This window comes from Serratia sp. JKS296 (genome assembly GCF_900215445.1).
Taxonomy (GTDB): domain Bacteria; phylum Pseudomonadota; class Gammaproteobacteria; order Enterobacterales; family Enterobacteriaceae; genus Serratia; species Serratia marcescens.
Window position 1 is genome coordinate 912,247 of sequence record NZ_OCMX01000001.1, and the last position, 14,554, is coordinate 926,800.

15 protein-coding genes are annotated in these 14,554 nt (G+C 62.0%); 10 read left to right on the forward strand and 5 right to left on the reverse strand.

Features of this window, described 5'->3' with window-relative positions; translation table 11 throughout:
- Nucleotides 1–165: 165 nt before the first annotated feature.
- Nucleotides 166–279 (forward strand): YmiA family putative membrane protein, encoded by a 114-nt coding sequence (locus tag CRO23_RS04330; protein ID WP_049232362.1) that lies wholly within the window; start codon nucleotides 166–168, stop codon nucleotides 277–279.
- A gap of 183 nt (nucleotides 280–462) precedes the next feature.
- On the opposite strand, the gene CRO23_RS04335 is transcribed toward CRO23_RS04330, so the two are convergent.
- Nucleotides 463–1,683, reverse strand: a complete 1,221-nt coding sequence (locus CRO23_RS04335; protein WP_028127676.1) for a CynX/NimT family MFS transporter — start codon at nucleotides 1,681–1,683, stop codon at nucleotides 463–465.
- 502 nt (nucleotides 1,684–2,185) lie between these two features.
- Here CRO23_RS04335 and agaR point away from each other — a divergent pair.
- The 6 genes from agaR to agaF are packed head-to-tail and all read left to right on the forward strand — an operon-like array spanning nucleotide 2,186 to nucleotide 6,866.
- Nucleotides 2,186–2,959 carry a transcriptional repressor AgaR gene (agaR, locus tag CRO23_RS04340; RefSeq protein ID WP_004931804.1) on the forward strand — a complete coding sequence of 258 codons (774 nt, stop codon included), beginning with the start codon at nucleotides 2,186–2,188 and terminating at the stop codon, nucleotides 2,957–2,959.
- Between the two features lie 23 nt (nucleotides 2,960–2,982).
- Nucleotides 2,983–4,266: a D-tagatose-bisphosphate aldolase, class II, non-catalytic subunit gene (locus CRO23_RS04345; RefSeq protein WP_016929938.1), complete on the forward strand. Its 1,284-nt coding sequence runs from the start codon at nucleotides 2,983–2,985 to the stop codon at nucleotides 4,264–4,266.
- A gap of 1 nt (nucleotide 4,267) precedes the next feature.
- Nucleotides 4,268–4,744 (forward strand): PTS N-acetylgalactosamine transporter subunit IIB, encoded by a 477-nt coding sequence (gene agaV / locus CRO23_RS04350; RefSeq protein WP_097101450.1) that lies wholly within the window; start codon nucleotides 4,268–4,270, stop codon nucleotides 4,742–4,744.
- Nucleotides 4,745–4,758: 14 nt separating this feature from the next.
- Nucleotides 4,759–5,538, forward strand: coding sequence for a PTS N-acetylgalactosamine transporter subunit IIC (agaW, locus tag CRO23_RS04355; RefSeq protein WP_016929937.1), 780 nt, complete (start codon nucleotides 4,759–4,761; stop codon nucleotides 5,536–5,538).
- On the forward strand, nucleotides 5,528–6,421 hold the full coding sequence (locus CRO23_RS04360) for a PTS system mannose/fructose/sorbose family transporter subunit IID (RefSeq protein ID WP_016929936.1): 894 nt from the start codon (nucleotides 5,528–5,530) through the stop codon (nucleotides 6,419–6,421). Before agaW ends, CRO23_RS04360 begins: the two co-directional genes overlap by 11 nt.
- Before the next feature lie 10 nt (nucleotides 6,422–6,431).
- Nucleotides 6,432–6,866 (forward strand): PTS galactosamine/N-acetylgalactosamine transporter subunit IIA, encoded by a 435-nt coding sequence (gene agaF, locus CRO23_RS04365; protein WP_016929935.1) that lies wholly within the window; start codon nucleotides 6,432–6,434, stop codon nucleotides 6,864–6,866.
- A 36-nt stretch (nucleotides 6,867–6,902) separates the two neighbouring features.
- On the opposite strand, the gene CRO23_RS04370 is transcribed toward agaF, so the two are convergent.
- On the reverse strand, nucleotides 6,903–8,630 hold the full coding sequence (locus CRO23_RS04370) for an ABC transporter ATP-binding protein/permease (protein ID WP_028127675.1): 1,728 nt from the start codon (nucleotides 8,628–8,630) through the stop codon (nucleotides 6,903–6,905).
- A 205-nt stretch (nucleotides 8,631–8,835) separates the two neighbouring features.
- Between CRO23_RS04370 and CRO23_RS04375 the strand changes: the two genes are divergently transcribed.
- Nucleotides 8,836–9,543 carry a hypothetical protein gene (locus CRO23_RS04375; protein WP_033639498.1) on the forward strand — a complete coding sequence of 236 codons (708 nt, stop codon included), beginning with the start codon at nucleotides 8,836–8,838 and terminating at the stop codon, nucleotides 9,541–9,543.
- 28 nt (nucleotides 9,544–9,571) lie between these two features.
- On the opposite strand, the gene CRO23_RS04380 is transcribed toward CRO23_RS04375, so the two are convergent.
- Together CRO23_RS04380 and CRO23_RS04385 are read right to left on the reverse strand one after the other, a co-directional pair.
- Nucleotides 9,572–10,219 carry a DsbA family protein gene (locus tag CRO23_RS04380; RefSeq protein WP_048324783.1) on the reverse strand — a complete coding sequence of 216 codons (648 nt, stop codon included), beginning with the start codon at nucleotides 10,217–10,219 and terminating at the stop codon, nucleotides 9,572–9,574.
- Between the two features lie 68 nt (nucleotides 10,220–10,287).
- The gene (locus CRO23_RS04385) at nucleotides 10,288–11,172 is read right to left on the reverse strand and encodes an MBL fold metallo-hydrolase (RefSeq protein WP_016929931.1); all 885 of its coding nucleotides are present in this window, start codon (nucleotides 11,170–11,172) and stop codon (nucleotides 10,288–10,290) included.
- A gap of 108 nt (nucleotides 11,173–11,280) precedes the next feature.
- Between CRO23_RS04385 and CRO23_RS04390 the strand changes: the two genes are divergently transcribed.
- Nucleotides 11,281–12,189, forward strand: coding sequence for a LysR family transcriptional regulator (locus CRO23_RS04390; protein WP_015378928.1), 909 nt, complete (start codon nucleotides 11,281–11,283; stop codon nucleotides 12,187–12,189).
- A 27-nt stretch (nucleotides 12,190–12,216) separates the two neighbouring features.
- Here the strand turns inward: CRO23_RS04390 and CRO23_RS04395 are convergent, their stop codons facing one another.
- Complete coding sequence (locus CRO23_RS04395) at nucleotides 12,217–13,140, reverse strand: LysR family transcriptional regulator (RefSeq protein WP_097101452.1); 924 nt, start codon at nucleotides 13,138–13,140, stop codon at nucleotides 12,217–12,219.
- Between the two features lie 133 nt (nucleotides 13,141–13,273).
- On the opposite strand from CRO23_RS04395, the gene lysA reads away from it, so the two are divergent.
- Nucleotides 13,274–14,536, forward strand: coding sequence for a diaminopimelate decarboxylase (gene lysA, locus CRO23_RS04400; protein ID WP_016929929.1), 1,263 nt, complete (start codon nucleotides 13,274–13,276; stop codon nucleotides 14,534–14,536).
- Nucleotides 14,537–14,554 lie beyond the last annotated feature (18 nt).

Genomic DNA, 14,554 nt, shown 5'->3' on the forward strand with positions numbered 1-14,554 from the left:
GCCGATAACAGTGATATCCACGGTGCCGTTCTTACTGAGGCGGTGATGCAGGTCTATGGCTAGCAGCTGTTTTTTAAATTTCCATAGGAAAAAATGACTTTATCGATCGTTAAAACAGATCGATAATTGTTGTTTGAATGGTTTAATCTATTGGTTGGGGGCGCTGTGGTGAGCAAGGATGGATCTGATATCAAACGTAGAGCATGGCTGTGTGTGTTTATCGGTAGCGGGCTGTTCTGGCTGTTAACCGCCGCCGTGATTTATTGGTTACTGAGTTAGCAGGTTAAGCAGGAAGGCGATTCGTGAACAAAAAGCAGGCTAAAAACCGTGAGGGCGCTGAGCGTCGCGCACAGTCCAAAATTCCGCCGTCATGGGTGCTGAGCGATGAGCAGCGCGCCTTTATTGAAGATTTATGGCAGGACACCGACTCTGAGCCGGCGCGGCCCCCATTGCGCCGCAGCGTTAGCTGATCACGCGGCTGCGGCCGGCCAGCGCGCCGAACAGCATTTGCAAGACGGTCAGGCCCAGCAGGGCGATCAACGGCAAGCGCCAGCCTTCCGTCAGATCGTGCAGCAGGCCGAATAGGGTGGGCCCCAGCGCCGCCAACAGATAACCGACGGATTGCGCCATACCCGACAGCAGCGTCGCCTGATGATGATGCTGACTGCGCAATCCAAAGAACGACAGCGCCAGCACCAGCGAACTCCCCGCCCCCAACCCGGCAAACGTCAGCCACACCAGTGAACTGGCGGGTTGCACCAATAATCCCCCGACGCCGATGAAGATCAGCAGCGAGCTGCCCAACGCTATCGCCCGCTGATCGCGCGCCCGCGGCAAAATCACCACCATGACAAAGTTGGCGACGATCGCCACCACCTGGTAAACGAACAGTTCGAAACCCGCCTGCTGAGCGGAGGTGCCGTGGCTGGCGGCAAAAGCGCTGAACCAGCCGATGATGGTGTAGAAGGCGATCGATTGCAGCCCCATGAACATCGCCACTTGCCAGCCCAGCGCGCTGCCCCAGGGAGAGCGATAGCGTTGCGGCTCCGTCGGCTGCGGCTCTCTAGTGGCGGGAGTGGCGGAGCGCCGCAGTTGCGGCAACCACACCAGCAGCGCCAACAGCGCAGGCAAGCCCCAGCATAATAAGGAGAACCGCCAGCCAAGGTCGGCCAGCGAAGCCAGCGGCACGGCCAGACCGGAAGCGATGGCGGCAACCAGCGACATCACCGCCGCATAGGCGGCGATCATCGCGGCGGCGCGATGTGGGAAATCTCTTTTCACCAGCGTCGGTAGCACTACGTTGGCGAAGGCGATGGCGGCGCCGATCAGGATGCTGCCCGGCCATAGCATGGCGTCTTGCGGCAGGGAGCGCAGGGCGATGCCGCAGATCAGCAGCGCGAGGGCGAGGCCCAGGGTGCGCTCAATACCGATGCGTTTCGCCAGCGCCGGGGTCAACGGCGAGAGGATGGCGAACAGGATCAGCGGCAGCGAATTGATCAGGCCGGCGGCGGTGGCGGATAACGCCAGCTGTTGCTGGATCTGCTCCAGCAGCGGGCCGACGCTGGTCAGGGCGGCGCGCAAATTGGCCGCGATCAGCATAATGCCGACGATAAGCAGAATAGGGCGGTGTAACCGGCGACGCGGGGTCGCGGTGGACGCTGGGGGTGAAGCGGGTTGCGGCATGGGTTCCTCGCACCAAGGCATGCAGTCAATCAGTGCTGCATGGCGTGATGCGTTGATTGACGTTAACGCTTACGTACCGAAAATCGACGGTATCCGATCGCCAGTGTAGGGAAGATGGCTCGTGCTGACAAGGGTACGGCCCGGCGGGATGGCGGCGGTTAATCCCCGCCGGCCGCCGGATAATTGCCATTATGTGATCTTGGTCACTGAGTGAACTAAAAGTCATGGCGCGGAGCGCACCATGCGCCGCTTTCGCTTTCCGTGCAGCCCACGCCTCAGCGCTCCGGGGGTATCGCCCGTCATGGCATTTCACTTTTTCCCCCTTCCGCTTTTGGGCTTTTCGATCCGTTTCGATTCGAAAGGTTTTTTGGCGGTTTTTTTGCTAAAACGGGGCTGTAATCCCGATCACAATTTCATTGCTTTCGCTTTGCTGTAATGCGAGCGCAGTAGAGCGAAAGCCATCTTCTCCCCGGCGATGCCGGAAACCTGAGGACCGCAGCTCATGCCAGTGAATACCGCAAAGCGACGTGAACACATTATCGATCTGTTATGCGAGCACGGCAGCGTGCGCGTGGAACAGCTCAGCAAACAGTTTGCGGTATCCACGGTGACGATCCGCAACGATCTGCGCTTTCTGGAACGAAAAGGGTGTGCGCTGCGCGCTTACGGCGGCGCGATGCTCAATCAGCAATTCGCTTTCGATCGGCCGCTGCGGGACAAAGGGCGGTTGAATCGCGACGTCAAAACGCTGATCGCCAACGCGGCGGCCGGCTATGTGCGCGACGGCGATGCGCTGATCCTCGATTCCGGTTCAACCACCGCGCAGATCGTGCCGTTCCTGAAGGGGCGGCGCGATCTGGTGGTGATGACCAATGCGCTGAACATTGCCTACGAGCTTTCGGGAAACGACGGGGTGGAAGTCATGGTGCTGGGGGGCAGCGTGCGCCGCAACTCTTACTCGCTCTACGGTCCGGCTGCCGAGCAGCAATTGCGTCAGTACCGCTTCGACAAGCTGTTTTTGGGCGTCGACGGGTTCGATCTGAGCGCCGGCATCACCACGCCTCACCCCGGTGAAGCGCACCTCAATCGCGTGATGTGCGAGGTGGCGCGCGAGATTATCGCGGTGGCGGATGCCAGCAAATTTGGTCGCAAGAGCTTTTGCATGATTCGCGAAGCCGGACAAATCCATCGGCTGATCACCGACAGCCGTCTTCCGGACGATTACGAGCGGGCGTTAACCGAGCTGGGCGTGGAGGTCATCATCGCCGATCGGTAGCAGGGCGCCTGCATGGGGGCTTCATGCAGCAGTTGTTACAGCTTGTCGAGCAGCACAAGGCCGGTATGCCGGTCGGGATCTTTTCCGTCTGTTCCGCCCATCCCTGGGTTCTGAAGGCCGCGCTGCGGCAGGCCAAAGCCCGCGGCACGCCGGTGTTGGTGGAGGCGACGTCCAACCAGGTCAATCAATTCGGCGGCTATACCGGCCAAACGGCGGCCCAGTTCCGCGATGGGCTGTGGCGTCTGGCGGATGAAGTGGGCCTGGCGCGCGAGCGCGTATGGCTGGGTGGCGATCATCTGGGGCCAAACGCCTGGCAAGATCGCCCGGCTCAGGAAGCGATGGCGCTGGCGGAAATCTTGATAGACGATTACGTTCGCGCCGGATTTCGCAAAATTCACCTCGATTGTTCCATGTCGTGCGCCGATGATCCCTCGCCCCTGGGGGATGCCACGGTTGCCGAGCGGGCGGCGCGTTTGTGCGCGGTGGCGGAACGCGCCTGGGCGCAGAGCGGCGGCGAAGCGCCGGTCTATGTGATCGGCACCGAGGTGCCGGTGCCGGGCGGCGCGCAGGAGGCGCTGGCGGGTCTGCAGGTCACCACGCCGCAGGCGGTGGCGCAAACGCTGGAAACGCATCGTATCGCCTGGCAAAAAGCCGAGCTGAACGATGCCTGGCAGCGAACTATCGCGCTGGTGGTGCAGCCGGGCGTCGAGTTCGATCACCACAGCGTTGAGCATTACCAACCGCAGCGCGCCGACGCATTGAGCCATTTCATCGAACGGCAGCCGGGCATGATCTATGAAGCGCACTCTACGGATTACCAACCGCCGCAGGCCTACCGCCAACTGGTGCGCGATCACTTCGCCATCCTGAAGGTGGGGCCGGCGCTGACCTTCGCGCTGCGCGAAGCGCTGTTCGCCCTCGATCGCATCGAACGCGAATGGCTGGGGGAACGCCAGTCGGCGCAGCTGTGCGCCACGCTGGAGCAGGTGATGCGCGAGCAGCCGCAGCAGTGGAGCCGCTATTACCACGGCACGCCGCACCAACAGTATCTCGATCGCCACTACAGCCTGAGCGATCGGGTGCGTTACTACTGGCCGCAGCCGCAGGTGCAGCAGGCGGTCGACGGTTTGCTGGACAACCTGCGCCGCAGCCCGGCGCCGCTGGCGCTGCTCAGCCAGTACCTGCCGGATCAGGCGCGGGCGCTGAACGCCGGCGAATTGAGCGCCGATCCGCAGGAGTGGGTGCTGCATAAAGTGACGCAGGTGCTCGACGATTACCACGCCGCCTGTTACCCGGAGGGCCGCTGACATGCCGAACATTTTAATGACTCGCATCGACAATCGTCTGGTGCACGGCCAGGTGGGCGTGACCTGGACCAATACCCTCGGCGCCAACCTGGTGGTGGTGGCCAACGACGAGGCCGCCGCCGATCCGGTGCAGCAGAACCTGATGGACATGGTGGTGGCGGAAGGGGTGCAGACCCGTTATTTCACGCTGCAGAAAACCATCGACGTGATCCACAAGGCGGCGGATCGGCAGAAGATCTTCCTGGTGTGCAAAACGCCGCAGGATGTATTGACGCTGGTGCGCGGCGGGGTGCCGATCCGTTTCGTCAACGTCGGCAACATGCACTTCGCCGAGGGGAAGCGGCAGGTGCACAAAACGGTGTCGCTGGACGACGGCGACGTGGCCGCGTTCCGCGCGCTGGCGGAACTGGGCGTGGAGTGCGAAGTGCGCCGGGTGCCGGATGAATCGGGCGAGGCGATCGGCAAACTGCTCTTTTGAGCCAGGGGGGAAGCATGTTGACGGATGCGCTATTGATTGCGTTGTTGGCCGGATTGGCCGGGGTTGACCTGTTCGACGGTCTGACCCATTTCCACCGGCCGGTGGTGATGGGGCCGCTGGTGGGGCTGATTTTGGGCGACGTCTACACCGGGTTGCTGGTGGGCGGCACGTTGGAGCTGGTGTGGATGGGCATGGTGCCGCTGGCGGGCGCCCAACCGCCGAACGTGGTGATCGGCGGAGTGATCGGCACCGCGTTCGCCATTCTGACCAAGGCCGACCCTAAAGTGGCGATCGGCGTGGCGGTGCCGTTCTCGATTGCGGTGCAGGGCTGCATCACGCTGCTGTTTACGCTGTACTCACCGATGATGCACCGCTGCGATCGCATGGTGAAAGCGCTGAACTGGCGCGGCATCGAACGGGTGAATTACCTGGGCATCAGCATTCTGTTCATCTTCTATTTCGTGGTGGCGTTCCTGCCGATTTACTTCGGCGCCGATGCGGCCAGCGCCATGGTGCAGAAGGCGCCGGGCTGGCTGCTGGACGGGCTGGCGGTGGCGGGCGGCATGATGCCGGCGATCGGCTTCTCGCTGCTGATGAAAGTGATGATGAAAAAAACCTACGTGGCCTATTTTATCCTCGGTTTCATCTCGGTCACGTTCCTCAAGCTGCCGATCCTGGCGGTGGCGCTGGGCGCCCTGGCGATCGCCCTGATCGATTTCTTCAACACGCAACGCGGCACGGCAGAGGCGACCGCCCGGCCCGCTCCGCAGGAGGACGCCGAAGATGGCATTTAACGATTCCGACGATCTGCTGGCGCAAAAGGCCGAGCAGCGCATGGCGCAGGCGCTGGCCACCAGCCAGGTGGAGCAGGACGATTATCTGGACAGCCAGCCCGCCGAAGCGCTGACGCGCGGCGACATCAACCGCATGGCCTGGCGTTCGCTGCTGTTGCAGGCGTCGTTCAACTACGAGCGCATGCAGGCGGGCGGCTGGCTGTATCAGTTGATCCCCGGGTTGCGCAAGATCCACCGCAACCCGCAGGATCTGGCCAACTCGATGAAGATGCACATGGAATTTATCAACGTGCACCCGTTCGACGTCACCTTCCTGTCCGGTTTGGTGCTGGCGATGGAGCAGAACAAGGAGAAGATCTCCACCATTCGCGCGGTGAAAGTGGCGCTGATGGGGCCGCTCGGCGGCATCGGCGACGCGCTGTTTTGGCTGACGCTGCTGCCGATCTGCGCTGGCATAGGCGCTTCGCTGGCATTGGAGGGCAGCCTGTTCGGGCCGATCGTCTTCCTGCTGCTGTTCAACCTGTTCCACTTCGGCCTGCGTTTTGGGCTGGCGCACTACGGTTATCAGGCCGGCACCAGCGCGCTGGCGCTGCTGAAGACCCACACCCGGCGCATTTCTCACGCCGCGTCGATCGTCGGCATGACGGTGATCGGCGCGCTGGTGGCCTCGTATGTGCACCTGTCCACGCCGCTGGTGATGCACGCCGGCAAGGCCAGCGTGGCGCTGCAGACCGACGTGCTGGACAAGCTGATGCCAAACTTGTTGCCGCTGTGCTTCACGCTGCTCATTTTCTTCCTGATGAAGCGCGGTTTCTCGCCAGTGAAGCTGATTGGCGTCACCGTAGCGATCGGTGTGGCGGGCAAATTTATCGGTATTTTGTGAGGAGCGGGCTATGCCAGGCATTGTGATTACCGGCCACGGCGGCTTTGCCACCGGGCTGTTGCAGGCGGTGGAACAAGTGGTGGGGCCGCAGCGGCACTGTGCGGCGGTCGATTTCCCTGAACAGATGAGCACCGCGCAGCTCAACGACGCCCTACGCTCGGCGCTGGCGGCGGTGGCGCAGCCGGACGGTGTGGTGTTCCTGACCGATATGCTCGGCGGTTCGCCGTTTCGCAGCGCCTGCGAACTGGCGGATGCGCAGGGCGATTGCGAAGTGCTCACCGGCGTCAACATGCAGTTGGCGGCGGAAATGATGCTGGAGCGCGATGGGCTGAATCTGGATGAATTTCGCGAGATGGCTTTGGCGTGCGGTAAACGCGGCCTGACCAGCCTGTGGCATGAACGCCGCCGGGTGAAGTGCGAAGATGCGCAGGCCGATGGCATCTGAACGAAAACCGGGCGCGCCCGCGCCCGGCTTCGTGAGTTATGCCGGCAATGGGCTCAGCGCCAGGCGCGCCGGTTGGTCTTCGCCGCGGCTGAAGCGCCAGCAGGTCTGATGGTACTTCGCCACGCTGTTGCGGTGCGCTACGCTGATCAGCGTCATGTCCGGCAGTTCATCCACCAGCAGGCAGTACATCAGTTGCTCGGTTTCGTCGTCCAGCGCGCTGGTGGCCTCATCGAGGAACAGGATGCTCGGGCGAATCAACAGGGCGCGGGCGAACGCCAGCCGCTGTTGCTCACCCGGCGACAGGCGATGGCTCCAGTTGGCGGAGGTATCCAGCCAGCGCTGCAGGTGTTTCAGACGGCAGTTTTCCAGCACCCGCATCAGCTGTTCGTCGCTGTATTCTGACGCCAGGCTCGGGTAGCTCAGCGCCTCGCGCAGCGTGCCGATCGGAATGTAGCTGCGCTGGGGCAGGAACAGCGTGTTGGCGTTGGCCGCCACCCCGATGGCGCCCGCGCCGTAAGGCCAGATACCGGCGATGGCCCGCAGCAGCGTCGACTTGCCGCAGCCGGAAGGGCCGACGATCAGCAGGCGATCGCCGCGTTGCAGCGTCATCTCTGCGCCGGCCAGCAGCGGTTGGCCGTCGGGCAAGTTCAGGCTGAGGTTATCCAGCGTCAACGGATGGGCGGTCTCTTCCCGCAACTGAATGCCGCGCGGCTGATGGTGAACCTGATCGACGGCGGCGTTGAAGCCGGCCAAACGGTTAACGCAGGCTTTCCAGGTCGCCAAGTCGTTAAACGCGTCGATAAACCACGACAGCGCACCCTGCACCTGGCCGAAGGCCGAGGCGATCTGCATCAGGCCGCCCATCTGAATGGCGCCGGAGAAGTAGCGCGGCGCCGCCACCAGCAGGGGAAACACGATGGCGAACTGGCCGTAGAAGTTGGTGGCGATGTTCAGCCGCCGGGTGATGCGCATGATCGCCCACCAGTTGCTGCGAATGGTGTCGAAACGGTCACCCAACTGTTGCGCCTCGCGCGGTTCGCCGTGGTATAGCGCAATGGCGTCGTTGTTTTCGCGGATGCGGATCAGGCCGAAACGGAAGTTCGCCTCATACCGCTCCTGGTTAAAGCCCAGCATGACCAGCGGTTTGCCGACCCACCAGATCAGCAGCGATCCCAGCACCGCATACAGCAGCGCGAACCACACCATATAGCCGGGCAAGGTGATGGCGTGTTGACCGAGCGCGAAGGTCATCGGCCCGCTGACGTGCCATAAAATGTCGATAAAGGAAAACAGCGTCACCAGGCTGGAGAGCAGCCCGAGCGACAGTGACAGGGTATATTGAGTCAGTACGTTGAGATCTTCAGCGATACGCTGATCGGGGTTATCGACGATCTGCTGCTGCTCGGTATGGTAATACGCCTGGTGCGCCAGCCATTTTCCCATGAACTTTTCCGTCATCCAGCGCCGCCAGCGCATCTGCAGCCCCTGAGTCAGGTAGATCTTGTAGACCGCCAGCACGATGAAGATCAGCGCCAGATAGGTGAAGCGCCACAGCTGCGCCTTGAACACCGGGTAGTTTTTGTTCTGCAACGCATCGTAGAACACCTGGTTCCACTGGTTGATCTGCACGCTGATATAGACCAGACCAAGCGACAGGACGACGATGGCTGTTAGCATCATCCAGGCGCGCCATCGCTCCTCAGACACCCAAAAGGGTTTGATCAACTGCCACACGGCGTGTTTCTGCAAGGGGGTTGCGTTCATAACGGCTCGATAATTGCGGTGTTTTGTTCAGCATGGGCTGCGGGCCGGTAACAAACAAACCGCGACTGTAAGCAGTTTTGACTCCGCTAACCGTTTGAAATAAGGCGGCTGAATCGTCAGCGGCGCGCTGGCGGGCGCAATTGCGGCATACACTCCGGCGCAGGGCGGTTATACTGGCGCCGAATTTTTGCAGAAAGGATAAACGATGAAGGCTTGGTTTCCCCTGTTGCTGACCTGCGGCGTCTTCGCCAGCGCCCGGGCCTGGGCGCACATTGACGAGCCGGACATCGCCGCCGACTGTCAAAAGGTGGCGAGCTACGCCGAACTGGGAAAAAAGGCCTATCAGCGGCAGGATTACGCCAAAGCCGCCGACATCTTTCGCGATCAGGCGGCCTGGAGCGAGTTTTGCGGCCTGAGCGAGCAGGCTGTCGCCACGGCTTACAACAACGTGGCGCTGTCGCTGATGCACGCCGGGGAATTGCTCAAGGCGCAGGCCTATCTGGCGCTGGCGCCGCACGACGACAAATCGCAGCACAACATGAGCCTGTTGCGCCAACGCCTGGCGCAGCAGCCGCAGCCCAAGGGGCCGGGCGGCGTGTATTGGCAATACGCCGGGCGCGGCGTGTGGAGCGAAGTGGCGGTGAAGCCGCAGGGCGAGCGCTGGTTGATCGCGTTTTCCGGCTACGCCATGCCGCAGATGGGGCTGTATTACGGGCCGAACATGGGCGACTTCACCGCCGAGCTGCCGATCGAACACGGCAAGGCTGTCTACCACCAGCATGAAGCGGAAAGCGCGCAGGTCTGCGACGTGACGATGGCGTTTGGCGAACAAGCGCTGGAGATGCATACGCGGGGGGATTGCGGGTTCGGTCACAACGTGCGGGCGGAAGGGCGGTTCGTGCGGGTCGAATGACTCGCCCCGGCGATCGGGGCGAGAAGGGTTACGCCAGCGCGGCGGCGCCCAGCAGGTTCTTCCAGGCTTCCACATTGCCCAGATAGTTCCCGGCCGGCAGCAGATGCAGGTGGCCTTCGCTGTCCTGCAGCGCAAAGGTCGGGAAGCCCTGGCCTTGCACTTTGGCGAGCAGCGCCCGGCTTTCCGCGATGTGTTGCGCGGTCGGTGCGCCGCTGTTGAAGCGCATTTCGGCGATAAACGCCGCCGAAGGCAACCCCAGCTCTTTCGCCAACGCTTCCAGCACCGGCGTGTCGGCGATGCGCCGGCCTTCCTTATAGTGCGCCTGCTGAATGCGATGCAACATGTCCAGCCCGCGTCCAGACAGCTTTTCCGCCGCCAGGATAGCGGTGATCGGCGGTTCGGAATCCATCACCGCCGTGGTGTCGCGCAGTAGGCCGTTGAAATAGGCTTCGCCGAACGGCTGGCCCGTCATTTCGGCGATGCGTTTGTCGTGCGGAATGACATAGTTGCGCCACTCGTCGGTGATCTGGCGGCGATTGTTGCCGGTCATCATGCCGCCGGCGTGCGGCACGATCTTCAGCCCGGGGAGGCTCTGAGCCGCTTTCACCAGCGGCGCGGCGCCATAGCACCAGCCACACAGCGGATCGAAAATGTAATGTAACGTGGTTTCGGTCATCTTTACTCCTCGCTTGGCGCGCGGCAACTCGCCGCGGCGCCGGGGCTGGTTCAATCACGCAGGGGCGCTTATTGCGGCCACTTCATCTCGCCTTTCAGCACTTTTGCGCTCAGTTCCAGGCTCGATTCGTCTTTCAGCGTCGGGTAGTGCTTTTTCATCGCTTCAATCAGCGCGGCGGAGTCCTTGGCCTTCGGCAGTTCGGCTTCCAGCGTGGTCAGGTATTTCTGGGTAAAGTGCACCGATGCCAGCGTTTGCGCGGCGCCTGGCAGGAAGTGGCCCGGCACGACGACCTGCGGCTTCAGCGCTTCGATGTTTTTCAGCGTCTGCTGCCAGTGCTGGCGCGATTCCTCGGTCTGGTTGTCGGCGATCCACGGATGGATATTGTCACCGGCGACCGCGACGCCGCCCACGACCGCTTTCAGCGCCGGGATCCAGACGAAGGTGCGATCGGGGGTCGGGCCGTTCAGGCCTTTCACTTCCACTTTCTGGCCGTCGATGGTGAAGCTGTCGCCCTGCAGCGGCTGTGGCACGATCACGGTTTTCGGCGCGTTGTCTTTCAGGATCGGGCCCCAATAGGCGACTTTGCCGTCTTTGGTGGCGTTGATGTCCTTGATGGTGCCTGGCGAAGCGATGATTTTCGCCTCCGGGAAGGCCGCCTTAATCACGTCCAGACCGAAATAGAAATCCGGGTCTGAGTGGCTGATATAAACGGTGGTCAGCTTCTTGCCGGTCGCCTTGATCTTTTTCACCAGCTCTTCGGCATCGTTACGCTGGAACTGAGCGTCAATCAGCGCCACTTCGTGTTGGCCGCTGACGATTTCGGAAGACACCGGGAACACGCTTTTCTCGCCCGGGTTATACACTTCCATGGTCAGGGTATCGGCAGCGGTGGCGTAAGTGCTCAGTGTGGCGACGCCGGTGAAGGCCAGAGTTAACAGTGATTTCTTAAACATGGGCAGAGGTCCTTAGGTATCGGTTAATGTTGTAACGATGTTAGGTTGCATAAAGCGATAGAAAAACCGGATAATAAGCAATTATTCGTTGCATAAATCGGACTAATCATGGATCGCATTACCGCCGCTGAGGTTTTTGTCACCATCGTCGATCGCGGCAGCATGATCGCCGCCGCGGAAACGCTGGAGATGTCGCGTGCGATGGTGACGCGCTACCTGGCGCAGATGGAGCAATGGGCCGGGGCGCGTTTACTGCACCGCACTACCCGTAAGCTTAGTCTGACCGACGCCGGTGAGCGTACTCTGGAACGTTGCCGACAAATGTTGGCGCTGGCGGGGGAAATCGATCTGGTGGAGGAAGGGCAGAGCGACGAACTGCGCGGCCTGCTGCGCATCACCTGTTCGCAGTCGCTCGGGCAAACGGCGTTGGTGGGGGCGGTCGCTCAGTATCTGAAGCGTCACCCGCAGGTGGCGGTCGATCTGCAGATGAACAACCGGGCGGTGAACCTGGTGGAAGAGCGCATCGATCTGGCGCTGCGCATCACCAACGAGCTGGATCCCAACCTGATCGCCCGTCCGCTGTCCACCTGCGCATCGGTGGTGTGCGCCGCGCCGGCGTATCTGGCGGCACACGGCACCCCGCGCCAACCGCAGGATCTGGCGTTGCACAACTGCCTGACCTACTCCTATTTCGGCAAAAGCCTGTGGCACTTCGATGCTCAGGGCGTGAAATCGGCGGTGGCGGTCAGCGGCAACCTGAGCGCCAATGAGTCGGTGGTGTTGATGGCCGGCACGGTGCAGGGCGCGGGCATTTCCATGCAGCCCTATTATTCGGCGGCCCCGCTGCTGGCCAGCGGCGAACTGGTCGAATTGTTGCCGGATTACCGGCCGCAGTCGATGGGCATCTACGGCATCTACACCTCGCGTCGCCAGATGCCCGCCACCTTGCGCACCATGCTGGACTTTCTGGTGGAGTGGTTTGCCACCGATCCGCAGTGGCAGGCGACGCTGCGCTAAGGCCTCGGCAATATTCCCACGCCGCTTTCAGCGCCTGACAGCGGCGGCCAGCCGGGCGGAGAAGCGTGCCGCCTGCTGATGCAAATGGTCGATAAAGGCCGTGACCAGCGCCGATGAAGGGCGGTGCAGCGGCCGGATCAGGCTGACGGTGAACGGCACGTCGATGCTGAACGGCCGCACGTGCACGCCGCTGCCGGCATAGTCGAGCGCCGTCAGCGGGTTAACGATCGACACCCCCACGCCGGCTCTCACCATGGCGCACACTGACGCCGCACTGTGCGTTTCCATCACCATGCGGCGCTCGACGCCTCGCTCGGCGAACAGCGCATCCAGCAAGTGACGATAGCTGTCGGTGCTCGACAGGCTGATGAAGTTCTGCCCGGCGAAGTCCTGCGGCGTCAGCTGGTCTTTTACCAGCAGCGGGTGGCCCGTCGGCAGCACGCACACTTCGTTCAACGTCATCAGCGTCACCCGTTCGGTGCCCGCCGGCGTGAGGGTGGTTTCCGTCAGCCCGAGATCGTGGCGCTGGGCAGACAGCCACTCTTCCAGCAGCGGCGACTCTTGCGGGATCACGCTGAAGCTGACTTCCGGATAACGTTCGATAAAGGGCTGGCACACCGCCGGCAGCAGCGATTGGGAAAATACCGGCAGGCACACGATCGACAGCTGCGCCTGCTGAAACTGGCGGATGCCGGCGGCGGCGTTGACGATGCGATCGAGGCCGTAATAGGAGCGTTGCACCTCTTCGAACAGCCGTAGGCCCTGCACCGTGGGGGACAAGCGCCCGCGCACCCGGTCGAACAACTGCAGCCGAATCAGCTTTTCAAAGCGCGCCAGCTCGCGGCTGACGGTCGGTTGCGAGGTTTGCAGCAGGGCCGCCGCCTCGGTCAGGTTGCCGGTGGTCATCACCGCCCGAAAGATTTCGATCTGCCGCAAAGAGATACTGTGCATGGCGAGGCCGCTCGACTGTAGAGAAAGCCATATCATAAATGAATAGACTACGGCTAAATAGATATTTTTCACTCGATTCAGCGTGCGGCACTATGGCTTTATCTGCCGTCATTTTCGAATTGGGAATATCGCCATGCCACGCCCGTTGCACGACACCTCCACCGCGTTGAACGCCGCTAACCTGCTGGCTTTGCCGCAGCGTTTCGGCTGCCCGGTCTGGGCTTATGATGCGGACATCATCAGCCAGCGCATCGCTCAGCTGCGCCACTTCGACACCATTCGTTTCGCGCAGAAGGCCTGTTCGAACATTCATATTTTGCGCTTGATGCGCGAGCAGGGCGTGAAGGTGGATTCGGTGTCGCTGGGCGAGATCGAACGGGCGCTGCAGGCCGGTTTTCAGCCGGGCGGCGAACCGAGCGAGATCGTGTTTACCGCGGACGTGTTGGATCACGCCACGCTGGCGCGCGTCAGCGAATTGAAGATCCCGGTTAACGCCGGTTCCATCGACATGCTGGATCAGCTCGGCCAGGTTTCCGCAGGGCATCCGGTGTGGCTGCGCGTTAACCCGGGATTTGGCCACGGCCACAGCCAGAAAACCAACACCGGCGGCGAGAACAGCAAGCACGGCATCTGGTATGCCGACCTGCCGCAGGCGGTGGAGAAGATCCGCCGCTATGGCCTGCAACTGATCGGCGTGCACATGCACATCGGTTCCGGCGTCGATTACCAGCATCTGGAGCGCGTCTGCGATGCGATGGTGCAGCAGGTGATCGATCTCGGTCATGACATCAGCGCCATTTCCGCCGGCGGCGGCCTGTCTATCCCGTATCAGTACGGCGAAGAGGCGATCGATACCGAACACTATTTCGGTTTGTGGAATCGGGCGCGTGAACGCATCGCCGCGCATCTGGGGCATCCGGTGCAGTTGGAGATTGAACCCGGGCGTTTCCTGATGGCGGAAGCGGGCGTCTTGGTGGCCGAGGTGCGGGCGGTGAAAGACATGGGCAGCCGCCACTTCGTGCTGGTGGACGCCGGTTTTAACGATCTGATGCGCCCGGCGATGTACGGCAGTTACCACCATATTTCGCTGTTGCCGGCCGATGGGCGCGATACCTCGGGGCAAGCGCTGCGCGAAACGGTGATCGCCGGGCCGCTGTGCGAATCCGGCGACGTGTTCACCCAGCAGGCGGGCGGCGGCGTGGAAACCCGAGAGCTGCCGCCGGTGCAGATCGGCGATTATCTGGTGTTTCACGATACCGGCGCCTACGGCGCGTCGATGTCCTCCAACTACAACAGCCGTCCGCTGTTGCCTGAAGTGCTGTTCGAAAACGGCGAGCCGCGATTGATCCGCCGCCGCCAAACCATCGAAGAACTGATCGCGCTGGAACTTATCTGATCAGCCGGCGGGCGCCTG